Source organism: Lutibacter sp. (assembly GCF_033723435.1).
Taxonomy (GTDB): Bacteria; Bacteroidota; Bacteroidia; order Flavobacteriales; family Flavobacteriaceae; genus Lutibacter.
Genome location: NZ_JAWVXC010000002.1, coordinates 523,482 through 541,252, shown reverse-complemented (window position 1 = coordinate 541,252; position 17,771 = coordinate 523,482). Strand labels below are relative to the sequence as shown.

Sequence of the window (17,771 nt, the reverse complement as noted above, 5' to 3'; positions counted from 1 at the left end):
TTTTATAGCCAAATAAAATTTTATTTTACTATTTCTCCAATTTAAATTTAAATATAAAATGCTTATTCTTATTTTTGATGAAATTTAAATCCATGAAAAGAATAATACTGTTATCTTGTTTATTTTTAGTAATAGTTGGCTGCCATAAAAAAGCACTAAGTTATTCTGATGAAGTTAAACAATTTCAATATAAATTAAATGTTGAATATAGCAATCCAAAAACATCTCCATTAACTAAAGAAGATTTACAAAATTTTAAGTCGCTAAGTTTCTTTCCGATAGATAAAAAATACAAGGTAATTGCAACCTTACAATATACTCCAAATGCTCCTGTAATGGAAATGCAAACTACCTCAACAGAAATTCAGTTATATAAAAAATTTGCTATTGCCTCTTTTCAATTAGATGGCAAACAGTTTAAATTAAACCTGTACAGAAGTCAAGAATTAATGAATAATCCTGAATATGATGACTATCTATTTTTACCTTTCAATGATTTATCTAATGGAAAAACAACTTATGGTGGTGGTAGATTTATTGATTTAAAATTACCTCCAAAAAATGCAAAAACCATTACAATAGATTTTAATAAAGCATATAACCCATATTGTGCTTATAGCCATAGGTTTTCTTGCCCAATTCCGCCTAAAGAAAACACTTTAGAAGTTGAAATACTTGCAGGAGTTAAAGCTTACAAAAAAGAAAATTAAAAAAGCCTACCCAGAAATTTTCCTGAATAGGCCAAACTTAAAATAATTAACTAACCTAATACTTAATATCAATTATAAACACTCATATCATGTTCGTGTTTATCTAAACCATCTTCTTCTTCTATTCTCGAAACTCTTAAACCCATAGCTTTCTTCAAAATAGATAAAACAATAAAAGAAGCTAGCATTGCCCAAATTGCTATGGTAAAAATTCCAATTGCTTGAACACCTAATAGATGAAATCCACCCCCGTAAAGTAAGCCTCCATCCTTAGCAAATACTCCAACCAATAAAGTTCCTAAAGCGCCATTAACTCCATGTACCGAAATTGCTCCGACAGGATCATCAATTTTTAATTTTTTATCTATAAAATCAATTGAAAAGACCACAACAACACCTGATATAAAACCTATAATTACAGCTCCCACTGGACTAACAGCAGCACAACCTGCTGTAATTGCTACCAAACCTGCTAAAGCGCCATTCAATGTCATTGAAATATCTGGTTTTCCATAAGAATACCAAGTGACAAACATAGAAGTTATAGCGGCGGCGGCGGCGGCTAAATTAGTTGTTACAATTATATTTGCAACAGCATTTGCATTGTCACCAGAAATTGCCAATTTAGAACCTGCATTAAATCCAAACCAACCTAACCAGAGTATAAATATCCCTAAACTTCCAATTAATAAATTATGCCCTGGAATAGCATTTGACTTTCCATTTACATATTTTCCAATTCTTGGTCCAACCATAACTGCCGCTACCAAAGATGCCCATCCTCCTACAGAATGTACTACTGTAGAACCTGCAAAATCAATAAATCCAAGTTTAGAAAGCCATCCTCCACTTTGCCATACCCAATGTCCTGATATTGGATAAATAATAAGGGTCATTAAAAGCGAGAATATTAAATAGGTTGAAAACTTAGTTCTTTCAGCAATTGCACCTGATACAATTGTTGCTGATGTAGCCGCAAAAACAGTTTGAAAAAATAAACTATGCATTTCCTTAGGGTTATTAAAAAATAAGGAAGGTTTACCTATTAATGCTCCAAATGTACCTACGGCATCACCATACATAAGTGCATAACCTAAAGCCCAAAAAGACAAACTTCCTATACAGAAGTCCATTATATTTTTCATAATTATATTACCTGCATTTTTTGACCTAGTAAAACCCGTTTCAACAAGTGTAAAACCAGCTTGCATAAAAAACACTAAAATCCCTGAAATTACAACCCACATTAAGTTCAATACTGCATTTGTATCCATTATATATATTTTTTTAATTAGTTAGTTTCTTAATATTTTTATTTAAGAGCATCAACCCCTTTTTCTCTAGTTCGTATCCTATAAGATTCTATAACTTCAGAAACAAATATTTTACCATCTCCAACTGTACCAGTATGTGCAGCTTTTAATATTGCATCAATTGTTCTATCTAATAAAGGGTCTGAAACTACAATAGACAGAAATCTTCGTTGTATATCTGTTGTACTATAACTTACACCTCTATAAACATGTCCTTGTTTCTCGTTACCAACACCAGTTACATCCCAGTAACTAAAAAAGTTAATCTCAATTTGATGTAAAGCATCCTTTACCTCGTCGAATTTAGATTTTCGAATAATAGTTTCTATTTTTTTCATAATCAAAACAAATATTATGGGTTATTTCGCTTCAAATATATATTTATATATTTTTAACCCATAATTTTACAGGGGTTAATTTTTAGTTTTTATATATTTTATATTTTTAACCCTGATTTTTTATAGGTTAATTAAAATATTTGCAATAAAAATTATTGTTCAATAAAGAAAAGAAGGTAAAAAAAATAAGGTTTTTAAAATATTAAAGAAGTTTTGACAAATACAAACCAAAAAATACTGCAGTAAAACCTAACAATAAAGAGCTAATTGTGTAGGCGAAAAAATGAAGATAATCTCCATTTTTAAAAAATATGTGATTTTCATATGCAAAAGTGGAAAAAGTAGTAAAACCTCCACAGAAACCAGTAGCTAAAAGTAATGATTGGCTTTGAGATAAGTGTGGTGTTTTAGCTAAATACCCTAAAATAAGTCCAATTAACAAACTTCCCAACACGTTAGACAACATAGTGCCATACGGAAGGCTTGTCTCAAAATTATTTACCCATTTACTTAATAAGTATCTTGAAACACTTCCTATTCCTCCTCCAAAAAAGACTAATAAGACTTGTTTCATATTCTACAAATTAATTTTATCAATATCTCTTGCATTCCATTTTCCTTTAACTGTGCCTTTATTTAATATTACTATACCTGGATTTGCACGTATAATAGTTTTTAAAGTAGTTTCATCACAAAATAACATTTCAAAATTGAAATCATATTTTTGCTTATAACTTGTAAATGTTTCATTTAATGAAGAAGATAATGCATAAACTAAATAACCTTCTTTTAAAGCCTTATCTGTAATTATTTTTACGTTTTTAAAACCAGTTTTTCTACTTTTAGTAATTGTATTCATTACCACTAAAAGCACTTTTGGAGATTCTAAAACTTTAGTTGTTAAATCTTTCCCTTCATTAGATTCTAATAAAAAATCATGTACTGGTGGTAATTCATCGCCAATATATTGCATTTGTGCAGGAATATTTTTTCCAACAGCATAAGGTCTAAAATCAATAATTGGTAAATGTAATAACACGTAGTACATTAATGTAAAACTTCCTAAAAAGGATAAAAAAGATATCCAATTTAATAAAGTGATACCCCCAATAGGTTTAACTTCTCTTATATTAAATAGTAGGAAAAGTATTAAAACTAAAAAGAATACATTTTTGTAAAAAGTTTGCCAAGGTGATAAAGTTATTGCGTCACCAAAACAACCACAATCCGTAACTTTATTATAATATGCGGAATACCAAGTTAAAAACAAAAAGAATCCTATTAACAGTACTAAACCCCAAATTGTAACTTTAGGGAAATAGCCAATTAACAATAAAACTCCTAGAAAAAATTCTATAAAAATTAAGAAAACCGATAATGGCAATGCATAATGAATTAAGCCTTCTATATTTAATACATCGGCGCTTAAATATTCTTGTAACTTATAACTGGTGCCTAACGGATCAATCATTTTTACAAATCCTGAAAAAATAAATGTAACACCAATTATTACTCTAGAAATTTGGATCAAAATTTTCATTAGCTATTTTCTTTTAAATGAATTAAAGCAAAAATAGCATAATTAATCATATCTTGATAATTTGCATCAATTCCTTCCGACACTAAAGTTTTACCTTGATTATTTTCAATTTGTTTAACACGCAATAATTTTTGCAAAATTAAATCGGTTAACGAGCTTACACGCATTTCTCTCCAAGCTTCACCATAATCATGATTTTTATTTTCCATTAATTGCTTTGTTATGGAAATATGCTTATCAAATAGCTCCGTTGCTTCTTCAACATTTAAATCTGGTTGTTCTGCAATTCCTTTTTCTAATTGAATTAAAGCCATTACAGAATAGTTAATAATTCCTATAAATTCAGAAACTTCACCTTCATCTACTTTTCTTGTACTATTTTCTTGTAACTGCCTAATTCTTTGCGCTTTAATAAAGATTTGATCTGTAAGCGATGGTAATCTTAGTATTCTCCAAGCACTTCCATAGTCTTTCAATTTATTAATATATAAGCTTCGGCATTTTTCAACAACCTGATTATACTGTTTTGAAGTTTGTTGCATGTAACTTTAATTTGCGTAAATTTCGAACAAATTTAAGGAATAAAAAAACATCTTGATAATTATGAAGAAAATTGCCGTTTTTTGTGGTTCTAGTTTAGGATTTAGTGACATTTATAAAAACGAAGCCATTAAATTAGGAAACTATTTTGCAATAAATAAAATTAGCTTGGTATATGGCGGTGGTAAAATTGGAATGATGGGAATTTTAGCCGATACAATGCTGAAAAAAAACGGAGAAGTTATTGGTGTTATTCCTGGTTTACTTCGTCATGAAGAAGTGGCTCATGCCAAAATTTCAGAAATGATTGTTACTAAAACGATGAGCGATCGAAAAGTTACTATTAGCAAATTAGTAAGTGGTTATATTGCATTACCTGGCGGATTTGGCACTTTAGATGAAATTTTTGAAGCTTTAACATTAAGTCAATTAGGCATTGAACAAAAACCTGTTGGAATTTTAAATACTAATGGCTTTTTTAATCATTTAATTAAGCAATTAGAGGTTATGGTTACTGAAGGATATTTAAAAGAATCTAATAAAGAAATGCTAATTATAGCTTCTACAGTTGAAGAATTAATTGCTAAAATGGATGCTTATAAAGCTCCAAAAAAAACTAAAGTTATTAATAAAGTAGTAAGTTAATGTACAGCATAAATTGCAACGGAACATTGGTAGATTTTTCTTCCCCTAAAGTTATGGGGATTTTAAACCTAACTCCTGATTCATTTTTTGATGGTGGAAAATATTCTTCCGAAAAAGATATAATTAATCAGGTTGAAAAAATGATTTCAGAAGGCGCCACTTTTATAGATATTGGTGCTTATTCATCACGTCCAGGAGCTAAATCTATTTCAGAGGAAGAAGAATTAAATCGTATTTTACCTATAATTACAACTTTAGTAAAAGCATTTCCTAAAATTATAATTTCTATTGATACTTTTAGAAGTAATGTTGCCAAACAATGTGTTTTAAATGGAGCTGCTATTATAAATGATATTTCAGGAGGAAATTTGGATAAAAAAATGTTTAAAACTGTTGCTAAATTACAAGTTCCGTATATAATAATGCATATGCAAGGAGATCCAACAAACATGCAATTGAAACCAACTTACCATAATATTGTTCAAGAATTGCTTTTTTATTTTTCTGATAAAATTGAACAACTTAGAAAGTTAGGTGTTAATGATATTATTACTGATGTTGGTTTTGGTTTTGGAAAAACGTTAGAACATAATTATCAACTTTTACATAATTTACAAATGTTTAAAAACTTAGATGTTCCTACTTTAGCTGGAATTTCTCGTAAATCTATGCTTTACAAACCATTGCAAATTGAACCTCAATCTGCATTAAACGCTACTACTTCTGCCAATACTATTGCTTTAATGAACGGCGCAAATATTTTGCGTGTACACGATGTAAAAGAAGCTATGGAATGTATTAAAATTGTAGATTTGTTAAAAAATAATTCATGAAGAAACTAATAATCTTACTAATTTTAGTTAGCTTTTTTAGCTGTAAAAAAACAGAAATAAAAATACCTACTTTACCCAATAAAGGAATTGAAAAAGTTATATACAATCATTCTGAAGTTTGGATGTTTTTTACTTTAAATGAGAATGATACTATAGCTGACATTAATAGAAAAAATACCATTGCTACAACGCATTGGATTTACAATATAGACAAACGATTACCTTTAAAAACTATTATTAATTCTATAAATAAGCTACAATATAAACATGCAAACTCTATCCATTCCAAAAAAGGAATGCATGATTATTTTAGCTATTCAGATACCATTTCTAAAAAGTTATCATTTATATCATTTGATTCCATTTCTTTTAAAACAGATAGTTTATTATCAAAATATGTAATTAAAAAAAGTCCTAAAAAGTATATAAATTTTAACAACATCAACTTAACTTTTAGTAAAAATCAATTACTCTTAAATGATACTGAAATTAAGCGTTCTGAATTCAAAAAAACTTTGTTAGATTTTATAGATTTTTCTTCAGATAATAAAATTACATTATTGCATTTAAATTTTAGTGAAGATATATTATATGCAGATTTTTTAAATTATTTAACTTTAATAAACAACCTTAAAACTCCTAAAATTAAAGTGGACAATGAAATGTTTGTGTTTAACAAAACCAAAGTGCCAAATTGCAATTGCAATTAGCTATTTATTATCATAACTTTTTTCTATTTTTACAAAAACAAGCTCCATGTTAGATTTTTTAGATTTTTCTTTCCTAAATATTTTAGATATAGTACTGGTTGCAGTTTTATTATATTACATATATAAATTGCTAAAAGGAACCGTAGCTATTAATATTTTTATTGGAATAGCTTTAGTAGTGTTAATTTGGAAAATTACACAAGCGCTACAAATGGAAATGTTAAGTGGCCTGTTAGGCGCATTAATTAGTGTTGGAGCTATTGCCATTTTAATAGTTTTTCAACCTGAAGTTAGAAAATTTTTATTAATGCTTGGTTCTACCAATTTTACACATAGACGAAATTTTTTAAAACAGTTAAAATTTTTACAAAGCGAAATTGTAACCACTATGGATATTGAATCCATAATTTCAGCTTGCGAAGCTTTGGCCGAAAAAAAAATGGGAGCTATTATTGTTTTAGAAAGAAATCAGAATTTAGATTTTGTAAAATCTACTGGAGATAATTTAAATGCTGAAATTAGTGAACCAATTTTAGAGAGTATTTTTTATAAAAATAGTCCACTTCATGACGGGGCCGTAATTATTAAAGAAAATTTTATTGTTGCTGCTCGTATAGTTTTACCGTTATCCCAAAAACAGTTACCTAATCATTTTGGATTAAGACATAGAGCTGCAGTTGGTATTACGGAAAAAACAGACGCATTATGTTTGGTAGTTTCCGAAGAAACTGGAAAAATATCGTATTTTAAAGATGGAGAATTTGTTTTATTTAAAACAAATAATGAACTTATTGAAACTATTCGTTACGATTTAAATTAAGCAACATTACTGGCAAACTGCATATTGTATAGCGTTTTGTAATATCCATTTTTTCGAAGCAGTTGTAAATGCGATCCTTGTTCTACAATTTTACCATGATCCATAACAATAATTCTATCTGCCTTTTTAACCGTAGTTAACCTATGCGCTATAATTATAGAAGTTTGATATTGTGTAATTTTATCTAAAGCTTTTTGAATTAATTTTTCCGAATACGAATCTATAGATGAAGTTGCTTCATCCAAAATTAGGATACTTGGCTTACTAACATAAGCTCGTAAAAAAGCAATTAATTGCCTTTGTCCTGAAGATAGCATAACGCCTCTTTCTTTAACGTTATAATTATAACCATTAGGCAAACTCATTATAAAATCATGAATTCCAATTTCTTTGGCTGCCCTTTTAACTTCATCTAAAGAAATAGATTCATCATTTAAAACAATATTATTATAAATAGAATCTGAAAATAAAAATACATCTTGTAAAACAATAGCTATTTGGTTTCTTAACGATTCTAAATCATACTGTTTTATATTATTTTGATCAATACAAATTTCACCCGAATCTATTTCATAAAATCTATTCACTAAATTAATAATTGTAGATTTTCCAGCTCCTGTTGCCCCAACAATAGCTACAGTTTCACCTGCATTTACATTAAAAGAAATCCCCTTAATTACTTCTTCTCCTTTTACATAACTAAAATAAATATCATTAAAAGAAATATCTCCTTTAAATTTTTCTGCTTTTAATGTTCCTGTATTATTAATTTGGCTTTCTGTATCAAAAACTTCAAACACTCTGTCTCCAGCAACCATACCCATTTGCAAAGTGTTAAATTTATCAGCAATTTGACGAAGTGGTCTAAATAACATTTGCGACATCATTATAAAAGCTATAATTTCTCCAACATTTGTAGTTCCTGAACTTACAATATCTAACCCGCCAAACCAAACCATTAAACCAACCGCAATAGAAGATAAAATTTCTGCAATTGGAAAGAAAATAGAATAATACCAAACCGTTCTAATATGTGCTTTTTTATGATTATCATTAATTTTTACAAAATTTTCATATTCTAATTTTTCACGGTTAAACAACTGAACAATTTTCATTCCAGTAACTCGTTCTTGCACAAAACCATTTAAATTTGCTACCTGTTTTCTTACCTCTTGAAAGGCGCTTTTTATTGCTATTTGAAAAATTTTAGTTGCATAAATTAAAATTGGTAATATGATAAATGCAATTAAAGCTAGTTTCCAATTCATCCAAAGCATGACTATAGCTACAACAAACATTTTTAATAAATCGCTAATTATCATAAATAATCCTTGTCCAAAAAACTGAGCAATAGTTTCAGTATCCGAAACTAAACGCGTTACTAATTTCCCAACTGAAGAGTTATCAAAATAAGTCATTTTAAACTGCAACATATGTTTTTGAAGTTGCTCTCTAATATCTTTTATAATATGCTGACCAAACCAATTTACTTTATAAATAAAAACAAACTGCAAAATAACTTCTGCTATTAAAAACACAATCATTAATAATGAAAAATTTAGTAAACCAACTTTATCATTATCTTTAAAATAAACATGTACTATTTTTTGAAGTAGTATAGGCCTAACAACTGCTACCAAAGCCAATAATATTGCCGAAACAATACCAACAATAAATTGCTGTTTATACTTAATCGCAAAACTCATTAAGCGTTTAAAAATTTTTACATCAAAAGCTTTTCCTGATACTTTTTTACTCATTTATTATGTTTTTTGGATAGGTAATTTCAGTTAAAAACAATCCTTTTGCTGGAACAGAAGGACCTGCATTACTTCTATCTTTACTTTCAATTATTTTTTTAAAATCATCTAATGTTGTTTTTCCTGTACCAACATTTATTAAAGTGCCTACAACAGCTCTAACCATATTTCTTAAAAATCGGTCTGCAGTAATATAAAAAATTAAATTAGTTTCGTTTAATTTCCACTCTGCTTTTTTTATTTTACAATTATAAGTTCTTACATCGGTATTTGAACGCGAAAAACATTTAAAATTTTCATAATTAAATAACAATTTAGCAGCTTCATTCATCGCTTCTATGTCAAGTTTTTTATGAATTATTTGCCAAGTTGTATCTATTTCAAACGGATTTCTACCTAAATAAATACGATATTCATAACTTCTAGAAGTTGCATCAAACCTTGCATGTAAATCATCGCTTATTTTAAATATATTATAAACTACAATATCATTTGGCAAAATGGCATTCACTTTATAAATTAACTCTTCAGTTTTAATTTCTTCAGTTACATCAAAATGTGCATAATATTCTGTAGCATGCACACCTGCATCCGTTCTACCTGCTCCAACCACATCAATAGTAGATTTTAATAAAGTGCTTAAAGCTTTATTAACTAACTCTTGAATTGTAATCGCATTAGGTTGATATTGCCAACCGTGATAATTAGTGCCTTTATATGCAAGTTTTATAAAATATCTCAACTGAAATGTTATTTTTGTACTACTACAAATATACACCATATTTGTTAGTTGTTTTTTGGTTGTAAAATGAAAAAAATTCTTCTTTTATCAGATACACATAGCTACCTTGATGAGCAAATGTTAAAGTATGTAAAACAGTGCGATGAAGTTTGGCATGCTGGCGATATTGGTTCATTAGAAGTTGTAGATGAAATTAAAAAATTAAAACCTTTACGTGCCGTTTATGGTAATATTGACAATTATCTGATTAAAGCTGAATATCCGTTAGATTTAAAATTTAATATAGAAAAAATATCTGTTTGGATGACTCATATTGGCGGTTATCCAAACCATTATGATATTAGAATTAGAAAAGAAATTCAACGTAATCCTCCTACTTTATTTATCAGCGGACATTCTCATATTTTAAAGGTGATGTTTGACAAAAAGTTAAATACGTTACACTTAAATCCTGGCGCAATTGGCAAACACGGATTTCATAAAGTTAGAACAATGCTTAGGTTTCAAATAGATCAAGATAAAATTTCTAACTTAGAAATTATTGAATTTAAAAGAAATTAATATACAATTGGTACTGAAATAAATATCCGAGTACCTGTTTTTGATGATTTAATATTAATTAGACCTCCTAAAACATGAATTCGCGCTTCAACCTGACTAAGTCCAACGCCATCTTTACCTCTAATTTCATCTACATTAAACCCAATACCATCATCAAAAATAACAACTTGTAAGTTGCCATTAAGTTGCTCAAGCTTAACCATTCCGTTATGAGCTTTACTATGCTTTAAAATGTTATTAACTATTTCATTAATTATATTAAACATTTTAATTTCAAAGTTTTGATTAAAGCGAGTAATATTTTTAGAGTTTAAACTAATATTTAAAGTAGAATTTGAAGTTTTATCGCACAAATCTTGAACTGCTGCGGTTAATCCAAATTTTAATAAAATGGAAGACATAAATTTATGTGATAAATTTCTAATTTGATTAGATGCATCTGAGATAATTAATTGAGATTTATCAATTTCTATTGGAGCATTTTTTCCTAACTGTTTTTTGCTAGCTTGCAAATGTAAATTGGCTGCTGATAACAAAGCACTAACATTATCGTGTAAAACCTCTGCAATTAGTTTTCGCTCTCCTAATCTACCATCTAAAGTAGCCACCAATATTTTAGATTGGGCATCACTTTTAACTTTGTCTATATTTGCTTTATGTACTAACAATCCTTGTTCCATTTGAAGCTTATAATTCTTTTTAGAAAGTTTATTTAATTTATAAAATACATAGACTGCTATTAACAATAAAATGGAAGCTATTATTAAACCTTCTGAAAGTAATTCTGCTTTTAAACGTTTTGTTTTTTCAATTTCAGCCTCCTTCTCCATTTTAGCAACTTTATATTTTGATGCTATCTCGGCAATTTCTTTATATTTTAATTCTTGTTTTAAAGAATCATCTACAACTGTATATTTATCTTGATATTCAAATGCTTTTTTGTAATTTTTTAATCCACTGTAAGCATATGCTATATTAATAAAAGCAGATCTTCTAGTTTTTTTATCCAACTCTTCTTGCCCATTGCCAACCAGTGCAAGTGCTTTTTGAAACATTTGAAGTGCTTCATTGTACTTGCCTTGCATATAATAAATGCTTCCTAAGTTATTTAATATACCAGCTTCAATTTGTGTATTACCAAGAATTTTTTGATATTTTGCAGCAATTTTTGAATGAGTTATTGCCTTATTATAATCTTCTTTTAAATAATAAATGCCTGATAAATTACTATGTATTTTGGCTTTTAAATCTTCTTTATTTTGTACTTTTTTACTTAATTCTACAGCTTTTAAATAGTTTACCAAAGCACTATCGACATTTGCGTCTAACTGAAAATTTCCGCCTTTTTTAAAATAAACATACTGTAAAGTTTCAAAGTCGTTTTTAATTAAAGGAATTATTCTGCTATAATTTAAATTAGATTTTTTATAATCTCCATTTTCACGTAAAATATCTGCTAACATTCTATGGCTATTGATAATAGCAAGTGTATCTTTTTTGGTTTCTACTTCGTCAATTACTTTATACAATTTTTGAAGTGCCTCTTCAATTTCGTTCTTATCAATTAATTTTTGAATATCTTTTAATTTTTTATTCTTTAAATCAATTGGAGCTTGAAAAGAATTAATTGAATTTTTTGCAGAAATATTACAAACAAAAAATAATCCAATAAAAATAACGAGTATAATACGTTTTAAATATTTCATTTAGGTAAAAGGAAAATTAAACAATATTGTTTTTAACTGCATAGATTGCTAAGCCTACTACATTTTTAACATTTAACTTAGCAATTAATTTTTTTCTATGAGTTTCAACTGTGTTTATACTAATGTGAAGTAATTTACTGATTTCTTTTGAATTATATTGTTCTGCTATTAATTTTAAAACTTCTATTTCACGAGGAGTTAACGTACTAAAAAAAGCATTTTTATTAGATTCTTCTTTATTCTTTACTCTATTTTTAGTAAAAGTAGCATTCAACTTATTTTGAATATTCTTACTAAAATATTGCTCACCATTATAAACAGTATTAATAGCTTCAACAATGTTTTCGGCCGCACTATTTTTAGCTAAAAAACCACTAGAACCAATTTTTAAAACTTCTTTTATAAGTTTTGTATCATCATAGCTAGAAAGTACAATAACTTTTTGTTCTAATTTTTTATCTAAAAAAAATTGCAGAACGCCAACTCCATCAATTTTTGGCATATTAATATCTAAAATTAAGATATCCGCAGTATTCTTATTAAACCAATTAATTACATCTTCGCCATTTAAGGATTGCCCAACGACTTCTATGTTTTTTTCGGATGATAATACCGCAATTATACCATCAATTAATAGTTGATGATCGTCTGCAATATGAACTTTTATCTTTTCCAATATTTTCCCTTTTTCAAATGTATGTAATTAACCTCCTAATTTTATACCCAAAAATAGTGATATTTTCTTATCACGGTAAACCGTTATAAAAAAACCATTTCTGTTACGAAATGGTTTTTTTGCACTAAATATACTAAGATGTTAGGATTAACGTAATCTATCAACAGATTTTACAAGCTCTTCATCCTTTTTTATAGCTTTATTAGCTAAAGAGATAACTACTATAGTTACAATTGGAATTAATAGCCCAATACCCTTCTCAGAAATTTTAATTTCTCCAGATAAGTTTTGTGAAAAATATACGAGAATACCTAATAAAATAAAATTGATCAAAATAATAATTCGCCCCATTACAAATTGCAATTTTCTATTTTTAAACAAAAAAATGGTAATAAAGGCTAATAAACCAGATGCAAAGAATAAAACGGCCATACTTTTTAATACTGTATTGTTTGTATTAAAAGCATCCATAACAAAAAATTTATCTCCTGACATAGTTATCCATAAATTAACCAAAAAGATTAAGCCTGCGGACAAAAATGCAGCTAATAATAAATAAATAGTTTGTATTCTTTGAATCATTTTTAAATAATTAGTGGCAAAAATACGGTTTATTTTTAAAGAAATAAAAGATTAATTATATAAAATAAATTTATATATTTGCATAACATTGTGTATTTAAACAAATACATAACTACAACTAAAACAAACTAATTACCACAAAATTTATTCACAAAACAGTCCTTAGAAAAATATAGGACACATAAAACGATTTTTACACAATTAAAATATACTTACTATAATGTTTGAAATATCCCAATTAAAGGAGAAAACCTTAGTTGAGTTGCAAGAAATTGCCAAAACTATAGGTGCAAAAAAGTACAGTCATTTAAAAAAACTAGATTTAGTCTATTTAATTTTAGATATTCAAGCTGCTGCTCCTTCCAGAGTTGTTAAAAAAGAAATTAATTCTTTAGAGAACAAACCAAAACGAAAACGAATTATTAAAAAACCTAAACCTTCTCCTGAAACTCAAAAAAAGGAAGACAGTCAACTATCTATAAATTTAAAAACATCTGAAAAAGCTGAAAAACCCGTGGAACATAAAGCTCCAAAACCAGCAACTCAAGTAGATAGTACGCCTAAAAGCAAAAAGCCACTTCCAAATAAACCGGAAAAACCAGTGGTTAAAAAAGAGTCTAATCCTCAAGAAAAGGACAATACAAAACCTTTACAAAACAAAAATCAGGATAGACCTCAAAAACAGAACGAGAACACTAAAAAGAGTACTCCTGCAAATCCCCCAAGAAAACAGGGAGATAACACGCATAAAAATCAACCGCATAAAAGTAAACAACAAAACCAACAAAAAGGTCAACGTATAAATAACGGAAATCGTTATCGAGATCCTGATTATGAATTTGATGGCATTATTGAAAGTGAAGGTGTTTTAGAAATGATGCCAGATGGTTACGGATTTTTAAGATCATCCGATTATAATTATTTATCTTCTCCTGATGATATTTATTTATCGCAATCTCAAATTAAATTATTTGGCTTAAAAACTGGAGATACCGTAAAAGGTGTAGTTAGACCTCCAAAAGAAGGCGAAAAATACTTTCCTTTAATTAGAGTTTCAAAAATTAACGGATTAAATCCAAATGTGGTTAGAGATAGAGTTTCGTTTGAACATTTAACTCCATTATTTCCAAAAGAAAAATTTAATCTAGCTGGTAAAAATAGTACACTTTCCACTAGAATCATGGATTTATTTTCACCTATTGGTAAAGGTCAAAGAGGAATGATTGTTTCTCAACCTAAAACCGGTAAAACCATGTTACTTAAAGATATTGCAAATTCAATAGCTTCAAATCACCCAGAAGTTTATCAAATAATATTATTAATTGATGAACGTCCAGAAGAAGTTACAGATATGCAACGTAGTGTTAGAGGTGAAGTTGTAGCTTCTACATTTGATGAACCAGCTGAAAAACACGTTAGAGTTGCTAATATAGTTTTAGAAAAAGCTAAACGTTTAGTTGAATGTGGCCACGATGTAGTTATTCTTTTAGATTCAATTACCCGTTTAGCTAGAGCATACAATACCGTTGCTCCTGCTTCAGGAAAAATATTATCCGGTGGTATTGATGCAAATGCTTTACACAAACCGAAACGCTTTTTTGGGGCGGCTCGTAATATTGAAAATGGTGGTTCCTTATCTATTATTGCTACAGCCTTAACTGAAACTGGTTCAAAAATGGATGAAGTAATTTTTGAAGAGTTTAAAGGAACTGGTAATATGGAGTTACAGTTAGAAAGAAACATTGCTAACCGAAGAATTTACCCAGCTATTGATTTAGTTAAATCTAGCACCCGTAGAGACGATTTATTGTTAGAACCTAAAACAGTTCAACGTATGTGGATTCTGCGCAAATACTTAGCGGATATGAATCCTGTAGAGGCAATGGAATTTATTAAAGATAAAATTCAGTATACAAACTCGAATGAGGAGTTTTTAATATCTATGAATAGATAAAAACTTAAAATTAAGACATAAAAAAAGGCGAACAAATTGTTCGCCTTTTTTTATGTTTATAATTTAATACTAATAGAATTTAGCTCTATTATCTGTAATATCAGCATTATCTTGTAAAACCTGATATAATTGATAACTTCTTCCTTGTAACTTTTTAGTTATATTATTTCTAAACCCATTATAGTTATCTAATTTAACAGGATCTTCACGCTTAGTAACTTCAACTACAAAAACTCCTTTTGCACCATCTATTGCTGGAGAAACTTTATTTAAAGGTAATGTTGACATTGCTCCTGCAACTGCTGGCTCATTACCTACTCCAGAAATTAACGGACTAGCTAAAGATACAGAATTTGCAGAACGTACTGTAGTATTAGCATTTTTAGCAATATCTGCTAAAGTATTTCCTTTAATTTTATCTTTTAATAATTCTGCCTTTTTCTTGTTCATTAGTAACGGTCTAACTTTAGCAATAATAGATGAATTTAAAGAAATTTCATCTGCAGAAGTCATTCCAGTTAATACTACAACTGCATAACCTCGTTTTTCACCAATATTAATATCAAAACGTTTTGAATTATTAAGTTCTCTTTCTGGTTTAAAACTCCAAGTTACAATTTGACGTTGCGCTCCCATACCTGGCACAGTTTCAGATAAAGCTTTTAAATTAACTGCTGATTGTACTTTATAACCATCAGCTTTAGCTATTTCATCTAATTTTTTACCTTCAGAAAGTTTTGACGCAACAGTTTCTGCTTGTTGGAATATAAAATTCTCAGTATCTTCTGAAGGCTCAATAGAACGTGCAAAAGTTACTAGTTTAACAGCTTTCTTATATTTTGTCTGCTCATTAATTTTAATAACATGGTAACCAAAAGCAGTTTTTACCACTTTAATACTTCCTGTTTTATTTTTAAAAATGAAATTTGCGAAATCTTTGTCAAATGATGGTGAAAAAGCTTGGTCCTTAGTTACCCAACCAATACTTCCTCCTTTTCCTTTTGTTCCATCAGAATTAATTTTATCTGCAATTTCTTTAAATTTAGCATCACTATTTTTTACTAAATTATAAATGCTATCTGCAGTTTTTTTAGCTTCTTCTGGTGTTTTAGTAGATGTTGAACGAACCGCACCTTTAAATGGTACAATTATATGACTTGATTTTACAGAATCTGGTAATTGTAATACTTCAACTAATTTAGAAATTTTATACGTTTCATTTTCTTTATAAGGTCCAAATACATCTCCTACTTTACCATTAAATATTTCTTCTGATACTGCTTGAGGAACCTGATTTTCATATTTGTATGAGTTATCTAATAAAACATCTGATTTATTTTCTACTAAAAAGTCTTCATAATTTGTAGCATTTTTTAAACCTGGAATTTTTATAATAGATTTAGCTGCATTACTATACTCCTCTTTATCATTTATATAAGATGCCACGTTAGCTTTTACAGCTTCTTCGTCAGCTTTAGAAGGAACAATATCAAATTTTATATATTTAATAGAACGTGTTGCTTCTGGCTTGTAAGTTTTTGGATTATCTTTTACATAGTTTAAAATATCAGCTTTAGTAACGGTTACTAAACTATCTGGAATTAAACTGTAAGGCATATATACATAATTTGCACTTATGCTTTGGTTATTAAATATATAATCTCTTTCTGCTTCTTTTAATGAAGTTCCTAAACCTGCGCTTACCAAAGTTGTATATGCCTGTCTTTCTAAATTTTGTTTTATCTGTTTTTCGGTATTTAACCAGTTTGTCCAACCTTTTGTATCTCCAGCTTTTGCATCATCTTCTAAAGTTGCAACATATTCTTTTAGTTTTTCTTCATCAAAAAGACCAGCTTTATTTTTGAATAATGGGGAATTTTGAATTTCAGGCATAGCTACCATTGCATCCCAAATATCTTTTTCACCAACTACAATTCCAGCTTCTTTAAGTTGTGTTTTAAAAATTTTCTCGCTAACGGTAGAATTCCAAACTGCATTTACTGCTTGCATTTGAGAAACTCTTGATCCGTATCTAGAACGATAATTTTCAACTTGACTTGCAAAATCCTCTCTACCAATAACTTCTCCGTTTACTTCTCCAATTTCATTAGACTTACTTGCACTAAAAAAACGTTGAATAGAACTTGGGTTTAATACAAATGCGAAAAGTGCTAATCCTACAATTAGGATTAAAAACATAGAGCGATCTCTAATTTTTGATAATATTGCCATTATAGTTTTCTTTTATTACAGTTTGCGAAAATACAATTAAGTATTTAATTATAAAAGTGAAATGGCTATATTTAATAGGTTTAGGTAATTATTTTTTAATTTAAATAAT

General features: G+C 28.4%; 18 protein-coding genes. 7 read left to right on the top strand and 11 right to left on the bottom strand.

Translation table 11 applies throughout. The annotated features are described in order from the left end of the window. Window positions 1–92: 92 nt before the first annotated feature. Window positions 93–710, top strand: coding sequence for a DUF1684 domain-containing protein (locus R3342_RS05495; RefSeq protein ID WP_318938758.1), 618 nt, complete (start codon window positions 93–95; stop codon window positions 708–710). 68 nt (window positions 711–778) lie between these two features. Here the strand turns inward: R3342_RS05495 and R3342_RS05490 are convergent, their stop codons facing one another. The 5 genes from R3342_RS05490 to R3342_RS05470 all read right to left on the bottom strand — a co-directional run bounded on the left by R3342_RS05490 (window position 779) and on the right by R3342_RS05470 (window position 4,443). Next, window positions 779–1,984 (bottom strand): ammonium transporter, encoded by a 1,206-nt coding sequence (locus R3342_RS05490; RefSeq protein WP_318938756.1) that lies wholly within the window; start codon window positions 1,982–1,984, stop codon window positions 779–781. Between the two features lie 38 nt (window positions 1,985–2,022). Beyond that, the gene (locus tag R3342_RS05485) at window positions 2,023–2,361 is read right to left on the bottom strand and encodes a P-II family nitrogen regulator (RefSeq protein WP_318938754.1); all 339 of its coding nucleotides are present in this window, start codon (window positions 2,359–2,361) and stop codon (window positions 2,023–2,025) included. Between the two features lie 202 nt (window positions 2,362–2,563). Next, window positions 2,564–2,935 (bottom strand): fluoride efflux transporter CrcB, encoded by a 372-nt coding sequence (gene crcB, locus R3342_RS05480; protein ID WP_318938753.1) that lies wholly within the window; start codon window positions 2,933–2,935, stop codon window positions 2,564–2,566. A 3-nt stretch (window positions 2,936–2,938) separates the two neighbouring features. Next, a complete protein-coding gene (locus tag R3342_RS05475; protein ID WP_318938752.1) occupies window positions 2,939–3,901 on the bottom strand; it encodes a DoxX family protein in 963 nt (320 codons plus the stop codon). After that, window positions 3,901–4,443 carry a DUF1599 domain-containing protein gene (locus R3342_RS05470; RefSeq protein ID WP_318938750.1) on the bottom strand — a complete coding sequence of 181 codons (543 nt, stop codon included), beginning with the start codon at window positions 4,441–4,443 and terminating at the stop codon, window positions 3,901–3,903. The genes R3342_RS05475 and R3342_RS05470 overlap by 1 nt, the downstream gene beginning before the upstream one ends. Before the next feature lie 61 nt (window positions 4,444–4,504). Between R3342_RS05470 and R3342_RS05465 the strand changes: the two genes are divergently transcribed. The 4 genes from R3342_RS05465 to cdaA are packed head-to-tail and all read left to right on the top strand — an operon-like array spanning window position 4,505 to window position 7,449. Next, on the top strand, window positions 4,505–5,086 hold the full coding sequence (locus tag R3342_RS05465; RefSeq protein WP_318938749.1) for a TIGR00730 family Rossman fold protein: 582 nt from the start codon (window positions 4,505–4,507) through the stop codon (window positions 5,084–5,086). After that, window positions 5,086–5,919 (top strand): dihydropteroate synthase, encoded by an 834-nt coding sequence (folP, locus tag R3342_RS05460; RefSeq protein WP_318938747.1) that lies wholly within the window; start codon window positions 5,086–5,088, stop codon window positions 5,917–5,919. Before R3342_RS05465 ends, folP begins: the two co-directional genes overlap by 1 nt. Next, a complete protein-coding gene (locus tag R3342_RS05455) occupies window positions 5,916–6,629 on the top strand; it encodes a hypothetical protein (protein ID WP_318938746.1) in 714 nt (237 codons plus the stop codon). Before folP ends, R3342_RS05455 begins: the two co-directional genes overlap by 4 nt. A 46-nt stretch (window positions 6,630–6,675) precedes the next feature. Next, window positions 6,676–7,449 (top strand): diadenylate cyclase CdaA, encoded by a 774-nt coding sequence (gene cdaA / locus R3342_RS05450; protein WP_318938744.1) that lies wholly within the window; start codon window positions 6,676–6,678, stop codon window positions 7,447–7,449. On the opposite strand, the gene R3342_RS05445 is transcribed toward cdaA, so the two are convergent. After that, window positions 7,446–9,209, bottom strand: coding sequence for an ABC transporter ATP-binding protein (locus R3342_RS05445; protein ID WP_318938743.1), 1,764 nt, complete (start codon window positions 9,207–9,209; stop codon window positions 7,446–7,448). The two genes, cdaA and R3342_RS05445, sit on opposite strands and share 4 nt — an antisense overlap. After that, window positions 9,202–9,951, bottom strand: coding sequence for a tRNA pseudouridine(38-40) synthase TruA (truA, locus tag R3342_RS05440; protein WP_318938741.1), 750 nt, complete (start codon window positions 9,949–9,951; stop codon window positions 9,202–9,204). Before truA ends, R3342_RS05445 begins: the two co-directional genes overlap by 8 nt. A 66-nt stretch (window positions 9,952–10,017) precedes the next feature. Here truA and R3342_RS05435 point away from each other — a divergent pair, with 66 nt between their 5' ends. After that, window positions 10,018–10,512, top strand: a complete 495-nt coding sequence (locus tag R3342_RS05435) for a metallophosphoesterase family protein (protein WP_318938740.1) — start codon at window positions 10,018–10,020, stop codon at window positions 10,510–10,512. Here R3342_RS05435 and R3342_RS05430 read toward each other — a convergent pair. The 3 genes from R3342_RS05430 to R3342_RS05420 all read right to left on the bottom strand — a co-directional run bounded on the left by R3342_RS05430 (window position 10,509) and on the right by R3342_RS05420 (window position 13,476). Further along, window positions 10,509–12,218: a tetratricopeptide repeat protein gene (locus R3342_RS05430; RefSeq protein WP_318938739.1), complete on the bottom strand. Its 1,710-nt coding sequence runs from the start codon at window positions 12,216–12,218 to the stop codon at window positions 10,509–10,511. The genes R3342_RS05435 and R3342_RS05430 overlap by 4 nt on opposite strands. Before the next feature lie 16 nt (window positions 12,219–12,234). Further along, window positions 12,235–12,894 carry a response regulator transcription factor gene (locus R3342_RS05425; protein WP_318938737.1) on the bottom strand — a complete coding sequence of 220 codons (660 nt, stop codon included), beginning with the start codon at window positions 12,892–12,894 and terminating at the stop codon, window positions 12,235–12,237. 147 nt (window positions 12,895–13,041) lie between these two features. Continuing rightward, window positions 13,042–13,476: a DUF4293 domain-containing protein gene (locus tag R3342_RS05420; RefSeq protein WP_318938734.1), complete on the bottom strand. Its 435-nt coding sequence runs from the start codon at window positions 13,474–13,476 to the stop codon at window positions 13,042–13,044. Between the two features lie 220 nt (window positions 13,477–13,696). Between R3342_RS05420 and rho the strand changes: the two genes are divergently transcribed. Continuing rightward, window positions 13,697–15,430, top strand: coding sequence for a transcription termination factor Rho (gene rho / locus R3342_RS05415; protein WP_318938733.1), 1,734 nt, complete (start codon window positions 13,697–13,699; stop codon window positions 15,428–15,430). A 69-nt stretch (window positions 15,431–15,499) separates the two neighbouring features. Here the strand turns inward: rho and R3342_RS05410 are convergent, their stop codons facing one another. Then, window positions 15,500–17,662, bottom strand: coding sequence for a SurA N-terminal domain-containing protein (locus tag R3342_RS05410; protein WP_318938730.1), 2,163 nt, complete (start codon window positions 17,660–17,662; stop codon window positions 15,500–15,502). Between the last annotated feature and the right edge of the window lie 109 nt (window positions 17,663–17,771).

What these genes read in the sequence shown, in the direction of transcription:
- R3342_RS05495 (WP_318938758.1), top strand. Translation starts at nt 93, where the DNA reads ATGAAAAGAATAATACTGTTATCTTGTTTATTTTTAGTAATAGTTGGC.
- R3342_RS05490 (WP_318938756.1), bottom strand. Translation starts at nt 1,984, where the DNA reads ATGGATACAAATGCAGTATTGAACTTAATGTGGGTTGTAATTTCAGGG.
- R3342_RS05485 (WP_318938754.1), bottom strand. Translation starts at nt 2,361, where the DNA reads ATGAAAAAAATAGAAACTATTATTCGAAAATCTAAATTCGACGAGGTA.
- crcB (WP_318938753.1), bottom strand. Translation starts at nt 2,935, where the DNA reads ATGAAACAAGTCTTATTAGTCTTTTTTGGAGGAGGAATAGGAAGTGTT.
- R3342_RS05475 (WP_318938752.1), bottom strand. Translation starts at nt 3,901, where the DNA reads ATGAAAATTTTGATCCAAATTTCTAGAGTAATAATTGGTGTTACATTT.
- R3342_RS05470 (WP_318938750.1), bottom strand. Translation starts at nt 4,443, where the DNA reads ATGCAACAAACTTCAAAACAGTATAATCAGGTTGTTGAAAAATGCCGA.
- R3342_RS05465 (WP_318938749.1), top strand. Translation starts at nt 4,505, where the DNA reads ATGAAGAAAATTGCCGTTTTTTGTGGTTCTAGTTTAGGATTTAGTGAC.
- folP (WP_318938747.1), top strand. Translation starts at nt 5,086, where the DNA reads ATGTACAGCATAAATTGCAACGGAACATTGGTAGATTTTTCTTCCCCT.
- R3342_RS05455 (WP_318938746.1), top strand. Translation starts at nt 5,916, where the DNA reads ATGAAGAAACTAATAATCTTACTAATTTTAGTTAGCTTTTTTAGCTGT.
- cdaA (WP_318938744.1), top strand. Translation starts at nt 6,676, where the DNA reads ATGTTAGATTTTTTAGATTTTTCTTTCCTAAATATTTTAGATATAGTA.
- R3342_RS05445 (WP_318938743.1), bottom strand. Translation starts at nt 9,209, where the DNA reads ATGAGTAAAAAAGTATCAGGAAAAGCTTTTGATGTAAAAATTTTTAAA.
- R3342_RS05435 (WP_318938740.1), top strand. Translation starts at nt 10,018, where the DNA reads ATGAAAAAAATTCTTCTTTTATCAGATACACATAGCTACCTTGATGAG.
- R3342_RS05430 (WP_318938739.1), bottom strand. Translation starts at nt 12,218, where the DNA reads ATGAAATATTTAAAACGTATTATACTCGTTATTTTTATTGGATTATTT.
- R3342_RS05420 (WP_318938734.1), bottom strand. Translation starts at nt 13,476, where the DNA reads ATGATTCAAAGAATACAAACTATTTATTTATTATTAGCTGCATTTTTG.
- rho (WP_318938733.1), top strand. Translation starts at nt 13,697, where the DNA reads ATGTTTGAAATATCCCAATTAAAGGAGAAAACCTTAGTTGAGTTGCAA.
- R3342_RS05410 (WP_318938730.1), bottom strand. Translation starts at nt 17,662, where the DNA reads ATGGCAATATTATCAAAAATTAGAGATCGCTCTATGTTTTTAATCCTA.